Origin of the sequence: Escherichia sp. WS33, assembly GCF_046486385.1 — a bacterium.
GTDB lineage: Bacteria > Pseudomonadota > Gammaproteobacteria > Enterobacterales > Enterobacteriaceae > ECMA0423.
Genome location: NZ_JBJQLJ010000029.1, coordinates 1 through 16,520 on the forward strand (window position 1 = coordinate 1; position 16,520 = coordinate 16,520).

The 16,520-nt window shown below is 51.3% G+C and carries 18 protein-coding genes and 1 tRNA gene; 11 read left to right on the forward strand and 8 right to left on the reverse strand.

Annotated features, from left to right (window positions below):
- Positions 1-208: 208 nt before the first annotated feature.
- Positions 209-1,189: a PilT/PilU family type 4a pilus ATPase gene (locus ACJHXA_RS19355; RefSeq protein ID WP_001349546.1), complete on the reverse strand. Its 981-nt coding sequence runs from the start codon at positions 1,187-1,189 to the stop codon at positions 209-211.
- A 17-nt stretch (positions 1,190-1,206) separates the two neighbouring features.
- Between ACJHXA_RS19355 and yggS the strand changes: the two genes are divergently transcribed.
- From yggS to hemW, 5 genes are read left to right on the forward strand one after another with little or no spacing between them, the layout of a single operon-like run.
- Complete coding sequence (gene yggS, locus ACJHXA_RS19360; RefSeq protein ID WP_000997795.1) at positions 1,207-1,911, forward strand: pyridoxal phosphate homeostasis protein; 705 nt, start codon at positions 1,207-1,209, stop codon at positions 1,909-1,911.
- Between the two features lie 17 nt (positions 1,912-1,928).
- Positions 1,929-2,495 (forward strand): osmotic shock tolerance protein YggT, encoded by a 567-nt coding sequence (yggT, locus tag ACJHXA_RS19365; RefSeq protein ID WP_001094831.1) that lies wholly within the window; start codon positions 1,929-1,931, stop codon positions 2,493-2,495.
- Positions 2,492-2,782: a DUF167 family protein YggU gene (gene yggU / locus ACJHXA_RS19370; protein ID WP_001277222.1), complete on the forward strand. Its 291-nt coding sequence runs from the start codon at positions 2,492-2,494 to the stop codon at positions 2,780-2,782. Before yggT ends, yggU begins: the two co-directional genes overlap by 4 nt.
- Positions 2,783-2,789: 7 nt before the next feature.
- A complete protein-coding gene (locus ACJHXA_RS19375) occupies positions 2,790-3,383 on the forward strand; it encodes an XTP/dITP diphosphatase (protein ID WP_001174743.1) in 594 nt (197 codons plus the stop codon).
- Positions 3,376-4,512 carry a radical SAM family heme chaperone HemW gene (gene hemW, locus ACJHXA_RS19380; RefSeq protein ID WP_000239939.1) on the forward strand — a complete coding sequence of 379 codons (1,137 nt, stop codon included), beginning with the start codon at positions 3,376-3,378 and terminating at the stop codon, positions 4,510-4,512. The genes ACJHXA_RS19375 and hemW overlap by 8 nt, the downstream gene beginning before the upstream one ends.
- A gap of 63 nt (positions 4,513-4,575) precedes the next feature.
- Here hemW and ACJHXA_RS19385 read toward each other — a convergent pair whose 3' ends face one another.
- From ACJHXA_RS19385 to trmB, 5 genes are all read right to left on the reverse strand, one after another.
- Positions 4,576-5,583: a DUF1202 family protein gene (locus ACJHXA_RS19385; protein ID WP_000745217.1), complete on the reverse strand. Its 1,008-nt coding sequence runs from the start codon at positions 5,581-5,583 to the stop codon at positions 4,576-4,578.
- A 116-nt stretch (positions 5,584-5,699) separates the two neighbouring features.
- On the reverse strand, positions 5,700-6,746 hold the full coding sequence (gene ansB, locus ACJHXA_RS19390; RefSeq protein ID WP_000394125.1) for an L-asparaginase 2: 1,047 nt from the start codon (positions 6,744-6,746) through the stop codon (positions 5,700-5,702).
- A 175-nt stretch (positions 6,747-6,921) separates the two neighbouring features.
- On the reverse strand, positions 6,922-7,641 hold the full coding sequence (locus ACJHXA_RS19395) for a DUF2884 domain-containing protein (protein ID WP_000984796.1): 720 nt from the start codon (positions 7,639-7,641) through the stop codon (positions 6,922-6,924).
- A 183-nt stretch (positions 7,642-7,824) separates the two neighbouring features.
- A complete protein-coding gene (locus tag ACJHXA_RS19400) occupies positions 7,825-8,151 on the reverse strand; it encodes a YggL family protein (RefSeq protein WP_001107564.1) in 327 nt (108 codons plus the stop codon).
- Positions 8,151-8,870, reverse strand: a complete 720-nt coding sequence (gene trmB / locus ACJHXA_RS19405) for a tRNA (guanosine(46)-N7)-methyltransferase TrmB (RefSeq protein WP_000786911.1) — start codon at positions 8,868-8,870, stop codon at positions 8,151-8,153. The genes ACJHXA_RS19400 and trmB overlap by 1 nt, the downstream gene beginning before the upstream one ends.
- Before the next feature lie 160 nt (positions 8,871-9,030).
- Between trmB and mutY the strand changes: the two genes are divergently transcribed.
- From mutY to nupG, 4 genes are all read left to right on the forward strand, one after another.
- On the forward strand, positions 9,031-10,083 hold the full coding sequence (mutY, locus tag ACJHXA_RS19410; protein WP_001298922.1) for an A/G-specific adenine glycosylase: 1,053 nt from the start codon (positions 9,031-9,033) through the stop codon (positions 10,081-10,083).
- A gap of 27 nt (positions 10,084-10,110) precedes the next feature.
- On the forward strand, positions 10,111-10,386 hold the full coding sequence (locus ACJHXA_RS19415; RefSeq protein WP_000091700.1) for an oxidative damage protection protein: 276 nt from the start codon (positions 10,111-10,113) through the stop codon (positions 10,384-10,386).
- Between the two features lie 64 nt (positions 10,387-10,450).
- Complete coding sequence (mltC, locus tag ACJHXA_RS19420; protein ID WP_001298916.1) at positions 10,451-11,530, forward strand: membrane-bound lytic murein transglycosylase MltC; 1,080 nt, start codon at positions 10,451-10,453, stop codon at positions 11,528-11,530.
- Positions 11,531-11,731: 201 nt separating this feature from the next.
- A complete protein-coding gene (gene nupG / locus ACJHXA_RS19425; RefSeq protein ID WP_001049791.1) occupies positions 11,732-12,988 on the forward strand; it encodes a nucleoside permease NupG in 1,257 nt (418 codons plus the stop codon).
- A 49-nt stretch (positions 12,989-13,037) separates the two neighbouring features.
- On the opposite strand, the gene speC is transcribed toward nupG, so the two are convergent.
- Both speC and ACJHXA_RS19435 read right to left on the reverse strand, forming a co-directional pair.
- Positions 13,038-15,173: an ornithine decarboxylase gene (gene speC / locus ACJHXA_RS19430; protein WP_283512349.1), complete on the reverse strand. Its 2,136-nt coding sequence runs from the start codon at positions 15,171-15,173 to the stop codon at positions 13,038-13,040.
- 161 nt (positions 15,174-15,334) lie between these two features.
- Positions 15,335-15,418 (reverse strand): hypothetical protein, encoded by an 84-nt coding sequence (locus ACJHXA_RS19435; protein ID WP_212734590.1) that lies wholly within the window; start codon positions 15,416-15,418, stop codon positions 15,335-15,337.
- 152 nt (positions 15,419-15,570) lie between these two features.
- Here ACJHXA_RS19435 and ACJHXA_RS19440 point away from each other — a divergent pair, with 152 nt between their 5' ends.
- Positions 15,571-16,278 carry a DUF554 domain-containing protein gene (locus ACJHXA_RS19440; RefSeq protein WP_000234514.1) on the forward strand — a complete coding sequence of 236 codons (708 nt, stop codon included), beginning with the start codon at positions 15,571-15,573 and terminating at the stop codon, positions 16,276-16,278.
- A gap of 105 nt (positions 16,279-16,383) precedes the next feature.
- Positions 16,384-16,459 (forward strand) — tRNA-Phe (locus ACJHXA_RS19445).
- Positions 16,460-16,520 lie beyond the last annotated feature (61 nt).

The window sequence follows — 16,520 nt, forward strand, 5'->3', positions numbered from 1 at the left end:
TTTGGGAGAAAGGCAGTCCGCTGCATAAATCTACGCAACAGGTTAGAACCCAAGGCCCGATACGGCATGCGGACTGCAGGCAGAGAAAACTGGCCGATTTTCTCTGCACTGGAGGGATAATACAAGGTCTGATAAGACGCGTTAGCGTCGCATCAGACATTTATTGCCTTTATAGGCCCTATAAACTTGCGCATCGGGCATGGCAACGTCACAAACGCCCTTCCCCCACCCGCTGCTGATAACTCTGCTGAAACGTTATCATCCCCACCTGCTGCCCGGTTTGAATAACATGCGGTAACTGGTGGGTTTTCCCTTCGCGAATCAAATTCCCCACCGCGGGAGTGTTAATCAATAATTCAAACAGCGCCACGCGTCCTTCCTGTTTATCCACTTCCAGCTTTTGTGACAACACGGCCCGTAAACTACCTGCCAGTTGATTACGTACGGGATCTTTTTCCTGCGCCGGAAATGAATCCACCAGTCGCTCAACTGCCTGCGCGGCACCACGCGTATGTAATGTTGCCAGCACCAAATGCCCGGTTTCTGCCGCCGTCAGTGCCAGACGGATTGTCTCGCTGTCACGCAGCTCTCCGAGCAAAATCACATCAGGATCTTCCCGCAATGCAGCCCGCAACCCCGATGCGAAAGTCATACAGTGCAAACCAATTTCCCGCTGCTGGATCAAACATCGCTGGCTGGCATAGAGATATTCCACAGGATCTTCCAGCGTCAGAATATGCGCATCGGCATGTTGATTAAGATAGCCAACCATCGCCGCCAGCGTGGTAGATTTGCCGCTCCCCGTCGCCCCCGTCACCAGAATCAGGCCATTCTCGCTCTTGAGTAATTCCGGCAATACCGGTGGCGCACCAAGCTGTTCGAGCTGTGGACAGTGCGAAGGTAACAACCGTAATGCCAGAGAAATACCTTGCCGTTGCGCGAACGCACTGCCACGCAACCGCTGGTTTTCCGCCAGCGACACGGCAAAATCCAGCTGGCCATTTTCCAGCAATATTGCCCGCTGATCGTCATCCAGCCACTCCCGCAGTAGCTCTTCGACGTCCGGCGCATCAAACGGCGCAGCTTCCATTCTGCCGCGAATGCGCCATCGTGCGGGCCAGGCGCTGCACAGGTGTAGATCCGAGACGTTATGCTTTACACTAAGGGCCACAATTTCTTCCATATTCATACTAAGATCCTCGGAAAATGAACGATATTGCGCATAACCTGGCACAGGTCCGGGACAAAATCTCAGCGGCTGCAACGCGTTGCGGCCGTTCTCCAGAAGAAATTACGCTGCTTGCAGTCAGTAAAACAAAACCTGCGAGCGCCATCGCAGAAGCCATTGATGCCGGGCAGCGTCAATTTGGTGAAAACTACGTTCAGGAAGGGGTGGATAAAATTCGCCACTTTCAGGAACTGGGCGTAACAGGATTAGAATGGCATTTTATTGGCCCGTTGCAGTCTAATAAAAGCCGCCTGGTGGCAGAGCATTTCGACTGGTGTCATACCATCGACCGTTTGCGCATCGCTACCCGCCTCAACGATCAGCGCCCGGCAGAACTTCCCCCTCTTAACGTACTGATTCAAATTAATATTAGTGATGAAAACAGTAAGTCCGGGATTCAACTGGCAGAACTGGACGAGCTGGCAGCTGCGGTCGCTGAACTACCGCGTTTACGTCTGCGCGGGCTGATGGCAATCCCTGCACCTGAGTCAGAATATGTAAGGCAGTTTGAAGTTGCACGCCAAATGGCTGTAGCATTTGCCGGACTGAAAACGCGCTACCCGCATATCGACACGCTCTCTCTGGGAATGTCGGACGATATGGAAGCCGCCATTGCGGCAGGTAGCACGATGGTTCGTATCGGCACTGCAATTTTTGGTGCGCGTGATTACTCTAAAAAATAAGGAATTAAAGGAACGCCATGAATACGTTGACTTTCCTGCTTTCAACGGTCATTGAGCTGTATACCATGGTGCTGTTATTACGCATCTGGATGCAGTGGGCTCATTGTGATTTTTACAACCCCTTCTCACAGTTTGTAGTGAAGGTAACGCAGCCAATTATCGGGCCACTGCGCCGCGTTATTCCGGCAATGGGCCCCATTGACAGCGCCTCGCTGCTGGTTGCCTATATTCTCAGTTTTATCAAAGCCATCGTGCTGTTTAAAGTGGTGACCTTCCTGCCAATCATCTGGATTGCCGGTTTACTGATTCTGCTGAAAACCATCGGCCTGCTGATTTTCTGGGTCCTGCTGGTGATGGCGATTATGAGCTGGGTAAGCCAGGGTCGTAGCCCGATTGAATACGTGCTGATTCAGCTGGCCGATCCGCTGCTGCGCCCGATTCGCCGCCTGCTACCGGCAATGGGTGGGATTGATTTCTCGCCGATGATCCTCGTTCTGCTGCTGTATGTCATCAATATGGGTGTCGCAGAAGTATTACAGGCAACCGGAAACATGCTGCTGCCGGGGCTGTGGATGGCGTTATGAGTGCCGTAACAGTTAATGATGACGGTCTGGTTTTACGGCTCTATATTCAGCCGAAAGCCAGCCGTGATTCTATTGTCGGTTTACATGGCGACGAAGTTAAAGTCGCCATTACCGCGCCGCCGGTTGACGGTCAGGCCAACAGTCATCTGGTGAAGTTTCTCGGTAAGCAATTCCGGGTTGCCAAAAGCCAGGTGGTGATTGAAAAAGGCGAACTTGGCCGCCACAAACAAATTAAAATCATTAATCCGCAACAAATCCCGCCAGAAATCGCGGCGTTAATTAATTAGGTATCCTATGCAAAAAGTTGTCCTCGCAACCGGCAATGCCGGTAAAGTGCGTGAGCTGGCGTCGCTGCTTAGCGACTTCGGTCTTGATATCGTGGCCCAAACAGACCTCGGCGTAGATTCCGCTGAAGAAACCGGCCTGACCTTTATCGAAAACGCGATTCTGAAAGCGCGCCATGCGGCAAAAGTGACCGGTTTACCGGCAATTGCCGACGACTCTGGTCTGGCGGTAGATGTGCTTGGCGGCGCGCCGGGCATTTACTCCGCGCGTTATTCCGGTGAAGACGCGACCGATCTAAAGAATCTGCAAAAACTGCTGGAAACACTGAAAGACGTACCGGATGACCAACGTCAGGCGCGTTTCCACTGCGTGCTGGTATATCTGCGTCACGCGGAAGATCCGACTCCGCTGGTATGCCACGGTAGCTGGCCGGGCGTGATTACTCGTGAACCAGCGGGCACTGGTGGCTTTGGTTATGATCCAATCTTCTTCGTACCTTCCGAAGGGAAAACCGCCGCCGAACTGACCCGCGAAGAAAAGAGCGCCATTTCCCACCGTGGTCAGGCATTGAAACTGCTGCTGGACGCTTTACGTAATGGTTAAATTACCGCCGCTGAGTCTCTACATTCACATCCCGTGGTGCGTGCAGAAATGCCCGTACTGCGATTTCAACTCTCACGCGTTGAAAGGAGAAGTGCCGCACGACGATTATGTTCAGCATCTGCTTAACGATCTGGACAACGATGTGGCTTACGCTCAGGGCCGTGAAGTAAAGACAATCTTTATTGGCGGTGGTACGCCGAGCCTGCTTTCCGGCCCGGCGATGCAAACGCTGCTGGACGGCGTGCGTGCGCGTTTGCCGCTGGCAGCGGATGCAGAAATTACTATGGAAGCGAACCCAGGCACGGTAGAAGCGGATCGCTTTGTCGATTATCAGCGTGCTGGTGTGAACCGCATCTCTATTGGTGTGCAGAGTTTTAGCGAAGAAAAGCTGAAACGACTCGGGCGCATTCATGGCCCGCAAGAAGCGAAACGAGCGGCAAAGCTGGCGAGCGGTTTAGGGTTACGTAGCTTTAACCTTGATTTGATGCATGGACTACCGGATCAATCACTGGAAGAGGCGCTTGGCGATCTACGCCAGGCCATTGAACTGAATCCGCCGCATCTTTCCTGGTATCAACTGACCATCGAACCCAATACGCTGTTTGGTTCGCGACCACCGGTGCTGCCGGACGATGACGCGCTGTGGGATATTTTCGAACAGGGGCATCAGTTATTAACCGCAGCGGGTTATCAGCAATATGAAACTTCCGCTTACGCCAAACCCGGTTATCAGTGCCAGCACAATCTCAACTACTGGCGATTTGGCGACTACATCGGTATTGGCTGTGGCGCGCACGGCAAAGTGACCTTCCCGGATGGGCGCATTCTGCGTACCACCAAAACGCGTCATCCGCGTGGTTTTATGCAGGGAAGGTATCTGGAAAGCCAGCGTGATGTCGAAGCCGCAGATAAGCCGTTTGAGTTCTTTATGAATCGCTTCCGTCTGCTGGAGGCCGCGCCGCGCGTGGAGTTTATTGCGTATACCGGGCTTTGCGAAGATGTGATTCGCCCACAGTTAGACGAGGCGATTGCCCAGGGTTATCTCACCGAATGTGCGGATTACTGGCAGATAACGGAACATGGGAAGCTGTTTTTAAATTCGCTGCTGGAGCTTTTTCTGGCTGAGTAAACTTGTATTGCCGGATGCGGGGTCAACGCCGCATCCTGCTACAAATCGTGCACTATATCAAACTTACTTAATCACCCCATTGCGCCGCAGTTGTTCGGTATCTTTTTTCCAGCGTTCATTAGCTTGGTTGATATCGTCAATTTTCATCAAAATCGCGACTTTTTTACTGTTTATTTCTGAAACTTTCATCGTTAACGGATATTGCCCTTTTTCGAGCGTTACCCAGTCATCCTGCAATTTACGGCTGAGTTTTTGTGATTGCAGAAAAGTCTGTCGCCGTTGTTCGTTGATATCGAAATCTCGTTTCTGCTGAATCGGCACTTCATAACACTCTTCACTCTGTTTATGACATGCCGCAATCGCCGGTTGATAAACCTCTTTGTCATATTTAACCGCGAACGCCTCGCTATCGTTCTGTTTATTAAACTCATCACGCTGTTGGTGAATTTTTTTAAAGGCTTCTTCGCGGGTCATTTGCTTACCGTTTGCATCTTTTCCCCAATATGCATCCGCTGCTTTCTGCGCCGCCACCATTTGCTTATCAAGCGCTTTCACTTCCTTTTCCAGCGCAGGAATCGAGTTCTTCTGGGTATTCAACGCAGATTCAAGCTGACTAAAGCGATAATTGAAATCTTCGCTATTCACGATCAGATATTTATTATTCGTTTTGATATCGTCGACCACCCGCCCACGATCGCTGGCTGCCGCCTGAAAAGAGTAAAAGTTCACCGACCAGCCAGACGCGGGCGTTCCTTTACTGGTTAACATCGCCGAGAATTTTACCGGTTTATCTTTCGTCCAGGTCTGTTCGAGCAGTTCGTAATCTGCCAACTGACCGACCCAGGTATAGAGATCGTCACTGGAAGAGACATCGCCTTCCGCTGACCAGGTGGCCTGATTACCCTTAGCATCAAGATTTTTTAAGGTGATAGCATCAAGCTTGAGAATGCCGTGATACTGCTTTTTGAATTGATCTTTTAAGATATTTTCAGTTGGCGGTTCGCCATCTGCCCAAGCATTACCAGTCATCAACATAAGCAGTGCCGTGCCAACAATCCATTGCTTTTTCACCCGAAAAACCTCACGCGGAATAATTTATTCCGGTGATTATCATTAGGGTAATGAAAATTGGCAATGGACGTAAGTCTGAAGTGAAAAAGCCCCGGCACGATACCGGGGCGAGGTGATTAGTACTGATTGAAGATCTGCTGGATCTGCTGCGGATCTTTGGTTTGCGTCAGAGCCAGCTGCAGCAGGACGCGCGCTTTTTGCGGGTTCAGCGTGCCAGAGGCGACGAAGCCGTATTTCGCATCATCCACTTCAGCATCCTGAGTGGTAGCACCCGTCGGTACGCGGGAAGAACGCACTACTGCAGTGCCGTTTTTCGCGGCGGTTGCCAGGGTGTCGAACACGGATTTATACAGGTTACCATTACCCACACCAGCGCTAACGATGCCATCATAGCCCGCATCTACCAGTGCTTTAGCCGGAAGATCGGATGCGTTAGCGTAGTTATAAACGATGCCGACTTTCGGCAGCTCATTCAGCTTAGAGACATCGAATGGCGTATCGCTGGTGTGCTTACGTGCCGGGGTACGTTGGTAGTCAATCTTACCGTTGTGAATGTAGCCCAGAGGACCGTAGTTAACAGACTTGAAGGTCGCTACGTCGGTGGTGTTGGTTTTGGTGACATCGCGACCGTCCAGTACGGTGTCGTTCATCACCACCAGCACGCCACGATTAGCGGAGGCTTTATCAGCTGCGGTCACTACCGCGTTATACAGGTTGAATGGACCGTCTGCGCTCATGGACGTGGACGGGCGCATTGCGCCGACCATCACCACCGGTTTGTCGCATTTCACCGTCAGGTCGAGGAAGTAAGCGGTTTCTTCCATCGTGTCGGTACCGTGGGTAATGACGAAGCCGTCGGTTTTATCGCAGTCGGTGTTAATTTTTTTCGCCAGTGTCAGCCAGACATTATCGTTCATGTCCTGGGAGCCGATATTCACTACCTGCTCACCTTTAACGTTCGCAATGTCCTTCAGTTGCGGCACCGCATTAACCAGATTTTCTACGCCAACTTTACCCGCTGTGTAGTTAGATTTGGTTGCGGAGTCACCACCACCGGCAATGGTCCCGCCGGTTGCTAAAATGGTGATATTGGGTAATGCCAATGCTGCACCACTAAAACCCATAACCAGTGCGGCAAGTGCCGTCTTTTTGAAAAACTCCATTTCATTCCTCCAGTTACGTGAACGCTACGCATTATCCCTTAGCTTTGTATGGGAAATTTGACGTTAAACAATTTACAACGTGAATATATTTTGGAGATCTACAAAGTTAGAGGCAGGTAACAAAACGAAGAATTAAACGGCATAAAAAAGTATTATGCCGTCTTAAAATAGAGGATTATTTTAAATTCCCGACCAGGGCTTTGCGGCTATCTTCCAGAGTCACAACGCGGCTACAAACATCTTTGCCAAACTGCTGGAAATCTTTTTCCTGCTTTTTCCACTCGGTTTGGATTGAGGATTGCAGCCCCCCCAGGCTTCCCAGCACATTCTGTAATGGGTTACCGCCGCTTTTCAGCACCGCTTTCGCGCCCATTTCATTAATGCTGTCCTGTAAAATTCCACCCATTGCCTGATTCACTAATTGCTGGCCTTCGGCGCGAACCTGATCAATGGCTTTATAGTGAAACGTCAGGCCATCGCTGCGCGTTTCGATAATGCGGTTCATCTGCTCTTTCAGCTGCGCATCAAGTTTGGTCAGACGGCTGCGCATTTTGCTGCTTTCGCCCATCTCCTGAACGATAATTTTATCCAGCGCAATACGGGCTTTTTCGACGCGGCTTTTCGCGCCTTCATCAATCCACGGCAGCGTGCTGCGTAGTTCAGCCTGATAATCCTTCGCCTGCTCGCGCTGGGCGGCATTCAGGGAATATTGCTTACCGTTATACATCACGTTGCCGTCTGGCGTGATCACCAGATTGCCGTTTTCGCCCTTCACCTGCACGGTTTGCGGGCTGACAATCACATCGTCACGCGGCGTGACGCTGCACTGGTAGTCGGCGTGAGCGGTCATTGCCGTCACTGAAAGTGCTGCCGCCAGCAGCATTTTGCGCATCATAGTCTTCCCTCAAGAACAAATCAGGCCAGCATTTGCTGGCCCCAGATTGATAACAAAGTACGCGTTTTCCATGCCGGATGCGGCGTAAACGCCTTATCCGGCCTACTCGATCGTGCATCTTTCCAGGCATGATAAGCGTAGCGCATCAGGCAGTTTTGCATTTGTCATCGCCCGTATGCTTTCTTAGTCCCACCAAACGTCGAAAAGTTCGCTGGTGCGTACCTCATCCAGTTTGCGCTCTTCCAGCCACTTACGCACAATTGCCTGATGTTCTTCGGTGCATTTGCCGATTTCCTGCATGCAGATCAGACCTTCCCAGGCCAGATAACCGCTGCCGTCAAAGGCCAGTTTGTTCGGTTCGATAACCTCGTTAATAAAATCATCAACGGTTTTATCAATCTGTTCTTCCGATGTACCTTCCGGGAATCGCCATGCCACCGAAAATCCTAATTCCTGGAATTCGTCGATGTGCATTTTTTTACGCAGACGACGGCTACGGTTCTTTGCCATTATTTCACCCTCTCGAACATTAAGTCCCATACTCCGTGACCAAGACGATGACCACGTTGTTCAAATTTCGTCACTGGACGTGATGCCGGACGCGGTACGTAATCATTGCTCTCTGACAGGTTTTTATAACCGTCAATAGAAGACATCACTTCAAGCATATGTTCCGCATAAGGTTCCCAGTCGGTCGCCATATGGAATACGCCCCCCAGCTGCAGTTTGCTTTTTACCAGTTCGGCAAACGGCACCTGAACGATACGGCGTTTATTATGGCGCGCTTTGTGCCACGGGTCAGGGAAAAAGAGCTGCACCATGCGCAATGAATTGTCAGGAATCATTTTATGCAGCACTTCAACCGCATCGTGACACATCACGCGCAGGTTGCTTAAGCCCTCTTCATGCGCAGAAGCCAGGCACGCACCAACGCCCGGTGAATGCACTTCAATGCCGAGGAAGTCCTGCTCGGGGCGATCTTTAGCCATTGCCACCAGCGACGCCCCCATGCCAAAACCAATCTCAAGCGTCACCGGCGCTTCACGGCCAAAAAGCGCGGGGAAATCCAGCATATCTTCGCTGAACTCAACGCCCATCACCGGCCAGTAGTTTTCCAGCGCATGTTCCTGGCCTTTGGTCAGTCGCCCCTGGCGGCGCACAAAACTACGGATACGGCGCAGTGGGCGGCCGTTTTCATCAAATTCCGGTGAAATGACGTCGTTTTTCATAAAGATTTAGTCGCTTGTGAAAGTGTTCTGAAAACGGGCATTATCCAAAGTTAGTTGCCGGATGCAAGCATGATAAGGCCGTGGCTGCGGAAAGTTCCGGTTTACACCCTGCCGTCGCTGTGCTGCAATCTTGCCCCCAACAACAGTGAATTCGGTGACCATGCAAGCGTCGCAATTTTCAGCCCAGGTTCTGGACTGGTACGATAAATACGGGCGAAAAACTCTGCCCTGGCAAATTGACAAGACGCCCTACAAAGTATGGCTCTCAGAAGTGATGTTGCAACAAACTCAGGTTGCGACCGTTATCCCCTATTTTGAACGCTTTATGGCGCGCTTCCCGACGGTGACCGATCTCGCCAATGCGCCGCTCGACGAAGTTCTCCACTTGTGGACCGGGCTTGGCTATTACGCCCGCGCGCGCAATCTGCATAAAGCGGCACAACAAGTGGCGACCTTACACGGCGGTAAATTCCCGGAAACCTTTGAGGAAGTTGCAGCACTGCCGGGCGTCGGGCGTTCCACCGCAGGCGCGATTCTCTCGCTTTCTCTGGGTAAGCACTTTCCGATTCTCGACGGTAACGTCAAACGCGTGCTGGCGCGCTGCTATGCTGTAAGCGGCTGGCCTGGGAAAAAAGAGGTCGAGAATAAATTATGGAGTTTAAGCGAGCAGGTGACGCCCGCGGTCGGCGTGGAACGGTTTAATCAGGCGATGATGGATTTGGGTGCGATGATTTGTACGCGCTCGAAACCGAAATGTTCGCTCTGTCCGCTACAAAACGGATGTATTGCCGCCGCCAACAATAGCTGGGCGCTTTATCCGGGCAAAAAACCGAAACAGACGCTGCCGGAGCGCACCGGCTACTTTTTGCTATTACAGCACGAAGATGAAGTATTGCTGGCGCAGCGTCCGCCGAGCGGATTGTGGGGCGGTTTATACTGTTTCCCGCAGTTTGCCGACGAAGAAAGTTTGCGGCATTGGCTGGCGCAACGGCAGATTGCTGCCGATAACCTGACGCAGCTGACCGCGTTTCGCCATACCTTCAGCCATTTCCACTTAGATATTGTGCCTATGTGGCTTCCCGTGTCGTCATTCACCGGCTGCATGGATGAAGGCAATGCGCTCTGGTATAACTTAGCGCAACCGCCGTCAGTTGGCCTGGCGGCTCCCGTGGAGCGTTTGTTACAGCAGTTACGCACTGGCGCGCCGGTTTAGCGCGTGAGCCGATAAAGAGGATGATTTATGAGCAGAACGATTTTTTGTACTTTCCTGCAACGTGAAGCAGAAGGTCAGGATTTTCAGCTGTACCCCGGCGAGCTGGGAAAACGCATCTATAACGAGATCTCCAAAGAAGCCTGGGCGCAGTGGCAGCACAAACAAACCATGCTGATTAATGAAAAGAAACTCAACATGATGAATGCCGAGCACCGCAAGCTGCTGGAGCAGGAGATGGTCAACTTCCTGTTCGAGGGTAAAGAGGTGCATATCGAGGGCTATACGCCGGAAGATAAAAAATAAAAACAGTGCCGGAGCACGCCTCCGGCAACTTGCATAAAAACAAACACAACACGCACCCGGAATGATGAAAAAATATCTCGCGCTGGCTTTGATTGCGCCGTTGCTCATCTCCTGTTCGACGACCAAAAAAGGCGATACCTATAACGAAGCCTGGGTCAAAGACACCAACGGTTTTGATATTCTGATGGGGCAATTTGCCCACAATATTGAGAACATCTGGGGATTCAAAGAGGTGGTGATCGCTGGTCCTAAGGACTACGTGAAATACACCGATCAATATCAGACCCGCAGCCACATCAACTTCGATGACGGTACGATTACTATCGAAACCATCGCCGGGACAGAACCTGCCGCGCATTTGCGCCGGGCAATTATCAAAACGTTATTGATGGGTGACGATCCGAGTTCGGTCGATCTCTATTCCGACGTTGATGATATTACGATTTCGAAAGAACCTTTCCTTTACGGTCAGGTGGTGGACAACACCGGGCAGCCGATTCGCTGGGAAGGTCGCGCAAGCAACTTCGCGGATTATCTGCTGAAAAACCGTCTGCAAAGCCGCAGTAACGGGCTGCGTATCATCTACAGCGTCACCATTAACATGGTACCGAACCACCTTGATAAACGTGCGCACAAATATCTCGGCATGGTCCGCCAGGCGTCACGGAAATATGGCGTTGATGAGTCGCTGATTCTGGCAATTATGCAGACCGAATCTTCCTTTAACCCGTATGCGGTCAGCCGTTCCGATGCGCTGGGATTAATGCAGGTGGTACAACATACTGCCGGGAAAGATGTGTTCCGCTCGCAGGGGAAATCCGGCACGCCGAGCCGCAGTTTCTTGTTTGATCCTGCCAGCAATATTGATACCGGCACCGCGTATCTGGCGATGCTGAACAATGTTTATCTCGGCGGAATTGATAACCCAACATCGCGGCGTTATGCCGTCATCACCGCCTATAACGGCGGCGCAGGCAGCGTGCTGCGAGTCTTTTCGAATGATAAGATTCAGGCTGCCAATATTATTAACACCATGACGCCGGGCGATGTTTATCAGACGCTGACGACCCGCCATCCCTCTGCGGAATCTCGCCGTTATCTTTATAAAGTGAATACCGCGCAAAAATCCTACCGCCGCCGATAATTCCATTAACCGCCCCTGACGATGCTCAGGGGCAAAAATGTTATCCACATCACAATTTCGTTTTGCAAATTGGGAATGTTTGCAATTATTTGCCACAGGTAACAAAAAACCAGTCCGCGAAGTTGATAGAATCCCATCATCTCGCACGGTCAAATGTGCTTTTTCAAACACTCATCCGCATCACGATGTGAGGAAATTAACATGAATCTTAAGCTGCAGCTGAAAATCCTCTCTTTTCTGCAGTTCTGTCTGTGGGGAAGTTGGCTGACGACCCTCGGCTCCTATATGTTTGTTACCCTGAAGTTTGACGGTGCTTCTATTGGCGCAGTTTATAGCTCACTGGGTATCGCCGCGGTCTTTATGCCTGCGCTGCTGGGGATTGTGGCCGACAAATGGTTAAGTGCGAAATGGGTATATGCCATTTGCCACACCATTGGCGCTATCACGCTGTTCATGGCAGCACAGGTCACGACGCCGGAGGCGATGTTCCTTGTGATATTGATTAACTCGTTTGCTTATATGCCAACGCTTGGGTTAATCAACACCATCTCTTACTATCGCCTGCAAAATGCCGGGATGGATATCGTTACTGACTTCCCACCAATCCGTATCTGGGGCACCATCGGCTTTATCATGGCAATGTGGGTGGTGAGCCTGTCTGGCTTCGAATTAAGCCACATGCAGCTGTATATTGGCGCAGCTCTTTCCGCCATTCTGGTTCTGTTTACCCTGACTCTGCCGCATATTCCGGTTGCTAAACAGCAAGCGAATCAGAGCTGGACAACCCTGCTGGGCCTCGATGCATTCGCGCTGTTTAAAAACAAGCGTATGGCAATCTTCTTCATCTTCTCAATGCTGCTGGGCGCGGAACTGCAGATTACCAACATGTTCGGTAATACCTTCCTGCACAGCTTCGACAAAGATCCGATGTTTGCCAGCAGCTTTATTGTGCAGCATGCGTCAATCATCATGTCGATTTCGCAGATCTCTGAAACCCTGTTCATTCTGACCATCCCGTTCTTCTTAAGCCGCTACGGCATTAAGAACGTAATGATGATCAGTATCGTGGCGTGGATCCTGCGTTTTGCGCTGTTTGCTTACGGCGACCCGACTCCGTTCGGCACCGTACTGCTGGTTCTGTCGATGATTGTTTACGGCTGTGCGTTCGACTTCTTCAACATCTCTGGTTCGGTGTTTGTCGAAAAAGAAGTTAGCCCGGCGATTCGCGCCAGTGCGCAAGGGATGTTCCTGATGATGACCAACGGCTTCGGCTGTATCCTCGGTGGCATCGTGAGCGGTAAAGTGGTTGAGATGTACACCCAAAACGGCATTACCGACTGGCAGACCGTATGGTTGATTTTCGCTGGTTACTCCGTGGTTCTGGCCTTCGCGTTCATGGCGATGTTCAAATATAAACACGTTCGTGTCCCGACAGGTACACAGACGGTTAGCCACTAATTACGCAAAGAAAAACGGGTCGCCAGAAGGTGACCCGTTTTTTTTATTCTTACTTCAACACATAACCGTACAACCGTTTCATGCCATCCGCATCGGTTTCGCTATAAACACCTTGCAGCTCCGGCGAAAATCCCGGCAACAAATTCACCCCTTCTTCCAGTGCAAGGAAATAACGTTGAACCGCCCCACCCCAGACTTCCCCGGGTACCACGCAAAGCACGCCAGGTGGATAAGGCAACGCCCCTTCTGCCGCAATTCGCCCTTCGGCATCACGAATCCGCACCAACTCCACGTCACCGCGAATATAAGCGCTATGCGCATCCTGGGGGTTCATCACCACTGACGGGAAACTCTGCTGGCGGAACATCGCTTTTTGTAGGTCTTTGACGTCGAAACTGACATACAGATCGTGCATCTCCTGACACAACTGGCGCAGGGTGTAGTCGCGATAGCGCACCGGATATTTGTTATAAACGCTCGGCAACACCTCAGCCAGCGGCGAGTCATCCTCAATATGCTGTTCAAATTGCGCCAGCATCGCCACCAGTTGTGCCAGCTTCTCGTGGCTTTCCGCCGGAGTTAATAAGAACAGAATGGAGTTGAGATCGCACTTCTCCGTCACAATGCCGTTCTCACGCAGATAGTGCGCCAGAATCGTCGCCGGAACGCCAAAGTCGCTATATTCGCCGGTTTCGGCATCGATACCTGGTGTAGTGAGTAACAGCTTGCACGGATCAACAAAATACTGATCCGCGGCATATCCTTCAAAGCCGTGCCACTTCGCCCCCGGCTCAAAACTGAAAAAACGGCGGTCGCTGGCTAACACTGATGTCGGATAATCCTGCCACAATTTGCCATCAACAACGGGGGGGATAAACGGGCGGAACAGCTTACAGCGCGCAAGAATAGCCTTGCGCGACTCAATACCCAACTCAACGCACTCAGCCCACAGCCGACGCCCACTCTCCCCTTCATGAATTTTGGCGTTAACGTCCAGCGCGGCAAACAGCGGGTAGAACGGGCTGGTAGAAGCATGGAGCATAAAGGCGTTATTCAACCGCTTATGCGGGCAAAAACGCGCCTGTCCGCGGATATGGTTATCTTTTTTATGGATCTGCGACGTCTGTGAGAATCCAGCCTGCTGTTTGTGCACCGACTGGGTCACAAAAATCCCCGGATCGTTTTCGTTAAGTTCTAACAGCAGCGGCGAGCTATCCGCCATCATCGGGATAAATTGTTCATAACCGACCCACGCGGAATCAAACAGAATGTAATCACACAGATGCCCAACGGTATCGATCACCTGACGGGCGTTATAGACAGTGCCGTCATAGGTTCCCAGCTGAATAATCGCCAGGCGAAACGGGCGCGGCAGGTCGGCTTTTTCTGGCGCAACGTCGCGAATTTGCTGGCGCAGATACTCTTCATTAAAACAGTGCGCATCAATACCGCCAATGAAACCAAACGGGTTGCGTGAAGCTTCCAGATAGACCGGCGTCGCCCCCGCCTGAATCAGCGCGCCGTGATGATTCGACTTATGGTTGTTACGGTCGAAGAGCACCAGATCGCCACGCGTTAACAGCGCATTCGTCACCACTTTATTCGCTGCCGATGTGCCGTTCAGCACAAAATAGGTTTTATCGGCATGAAAGACTTTGGCTGCGAATTTCTGCGCATCTTTCGCCGATCCTTCATGAATAAGCAGATCGCCCAATTTTACGTCAGCATTACACATATCGGCGCGAAAGACGTTCTCACCAAAGAAATCGTAAAAATGGCGTCCGGCAGGATGCTTTTTAAAAAACGCACCATGTTGATGCCCAGGGCAAGCAAAGGTGCTGTTGCCCATCTCAACGTACTGCGTCAGCGTGTCATAAAACGGTGGCAGCAAATTCTCTTCATACTGACAGGCTGCGGATTCCAGCTCCAGCCAATGCTGCTCGTTGCCGTTGATTACCGCCGTAACGCCCGCAGGTAATTCAACAGCATGTTCGGAATACAAAAACACCGGTAGATGAAAACCGGTGCGCTTAAGCAACGTAAGAATGCCACTGCGACTATCCGCAGCGGTAATGACGACTGCCGCGACGTCCGTAAAATCAGTATCTCCCAACGCCACCACGCGGCGATGAGTAGAAAGTCGGGATACCAGTTCACTACTGGCGGCAATATTCATTGATTTCATAAGCGCAAACCCGTTTCGGGGAAGTAAGAATACCGGACAAGGTGGAAAACCCTGCCCCATGAGATATGGGTCAAACTGGTCACCAGCTCCGACCGCCAGACATCAGTAAAAGCAGAAACGCTCTGATTTTACTGTTGTCCTGCAGTGAACGTGCGTTAACTTCACCGCATGAGCAGTAGCATAAAAAGAGAAGAGTTTCGCGCGAAACGGCGATAAGCGAGAGAATGTAAGGAGATGGCGTGCATCGGGCAAACTCCGTACAGAGAGGAGAAAATTCGCGCAATCATGGCACCTTTCGCTAAAGCGTGCAAGCCAGGACTTTGCGACCAGACAAGCCATCAACAAGGCAAAAAGTTCATAATAAGAAAATCAAACAATACAGCTAACAGGAACTCTTGTGGTCATCGGCCCTTTTATCAACGCTAGTGCAGTCTTACTGGGTGGCGTTCTCGGCGCACTGCTCAGCCAACGCTTACCGGAACGTATCCGCGTCTCCATGACATCTATTTTTGGTCTGGCATCGCTGGGGATTGGTATTTTACTGGTTGTGAAATGCGCCAACCTTCCAGCGATGGTTTTAGCTACGCTACTTGGCGCTCTAATTGGCGAAATTTGTTTGCTGGAGAAAGGTGTCAATACAGCAGTCGCCAAAGCACAAAATCTGTTTCGTCACTCACGTAAGAAGCCAGCGCATGAATCTTTTATTCAGAATTATGTCGCGATTATTGTCCTGTTTTGCGCCAGCGGCACCGGGATCTTCGGGGCGATGAACGAAGGGATGACCGGCGATCCGAGTATTTTAATCGCCAAGTCATTTCTTGATTTCTTTACGGCGATGATCTTCGCCTGCTCGCTGGGTATTGCGGTGTCGGTAATTAGTATCCCATTACTGATCATCCAGTTAACGCTGGCGTGGGCTGCCGCGCTGATATTACCGCTGACCACACCGTCGATGATGGCAGACTTCAGCGCCGTAGGCGGTTTATTGCTGCTGGCAACCGGATTACGCATCTGTGGCATTAAAATGTTCCCGGTGGTCAACATGCTTCCAGCACTCCTTCTGGCAATGCCGCTTTCCGCCGCCTGGACCGCCTGGTTTGCCTGACAATGCGTGCAATAGCGGCAAAGTGATGATAGATTGTGCAGTCTGCAGTAAATTGAAGAAATTTGATTGACGAGACGAGGCGAATCAGGTTTAATGCGCCCCGTTGCCCGGATAGCTCAGTCGGTAGAGCAGGGGATTGAAAATCCCCGTGTCCTTGGTTCGATTCCGAGTCCGGGCACCACTAATTCTTAAGAACCCGCCCACAAGGCGGGTTTTTGCTTTTGGATCTGACAATAACCTTC

Excerpts from the sequence above, each read along its gene's own strand:
- yggU (WP_001277222.1), top strand. The coding sequence starts at position 2,492 with ATGAGTGCCGTAACAGTTAATGATGACGGTCTGGTTTTACGGCTCTAT.
- mutY (WP_001298922.1), top strand. The coding sequence starts at position 9,031 with ATGCAAGCGTCGCAATTTTCAGCCCAGGTTCTGGACTGGTACGATAAA.
- trmB (WP_000786911.1), bottom strand. The coding sequence starts at position 8,870 with ATGAAAAACGACGTCATTTCACCGGAATTTGATGAAAACGGCCGCCCA.
- ACJHXA_RS19375 (WP_001174743.1), top strand. The coding sequence starts at position 2,790 with ATGCAAAAAGTTGTCCTCGCAACCGGCAATGCCGGTAAAGTGCGTGAG.
- ACJHXA_RS19415 (WP_000091700.1), top strand. The coding sequence starts at position 10,111 with ATGAGCAGAACGATTTTTTGTACTTTCCTGCAACGTGAAGCAGAAGGT.
- yggT (WP_001094831.1), top strand. The coding sequence starts at position 1,929 with ATGAATACGTTGACTTTCCTGCTTTCAACGGTCATTGAGCTGTATACC.
- ACJHXA_RS19355 (WP_001349546.1), bottom strand. The coding sequence starts at position 1,189 with ATGAATATGGAAGAAATTGTGGCCCTTAGTGTAAAGCATAACGTCTCG.
- ACJHXA_RS19395 (WP_000984796.1), bottom strand. The coding sequence starts at position 7,641 with ATGATGCGCAAAATGCTGCTGGCGGCAGCACTTTCAGTGACGGCAATG.
- ansB (WP_000394125.1), bottom strand. The coding sequence starts at position 6,746 with ATGGAGTTTTTCAAAAAGACGGCACTTGCCGCACTGGTTATGGGTTTT.
- hemW (WP_000239939.1), top strand. The coding sequence starts at position 3,376 with ATGGTTAAATTACCGCCGCTGAGTCTCTACATTCACATCCCGTGGTGC.
- speC (WP_283512349.1), bottom strand. The coding sequence starts at position 15,173 with ATGAAATCAATGAATATTGCCGCCAGTAGTGAACTGGTATCCCGACTT.
- yggS (WP_000997795.1), top strand. The coding sequence starts at position 1,207 with ATGAACGATATTGCGCATAACCTGGCACAGGTCCGGGACAAAATCTCA.
- ACJHXA_RS19435 (WP_212734590.1), bottom strand. The coding sequence starts at position 15,418 with ATGCACGCCATCTCCTTACATTCTCTCGCTTATCGCCGTTTCGCGCGA.
- nupG (WP_001049791.1), top strand. The coding sequence starts at position 11,732 with ATGAATCTTAAGCTGCAGCTGAAAATCCTCTCTTTTCTGCAGTTCTGT.
- ACJHXA_RS19400 (WP_001107564.1), bottom strand. The coding sequence starts at position 8,151 with ATGGCAAAGAACCGTAGCCGTCGTCTGCGTAAAAAAATGCACATCGAC.
- mltC (WP_001298916.1), top strand. The coding sequence starts at position 10,451 with ATGAAAAAATATCTCGCGCTGGCTTTGATTGCGCCGTTGCTCATCTCC.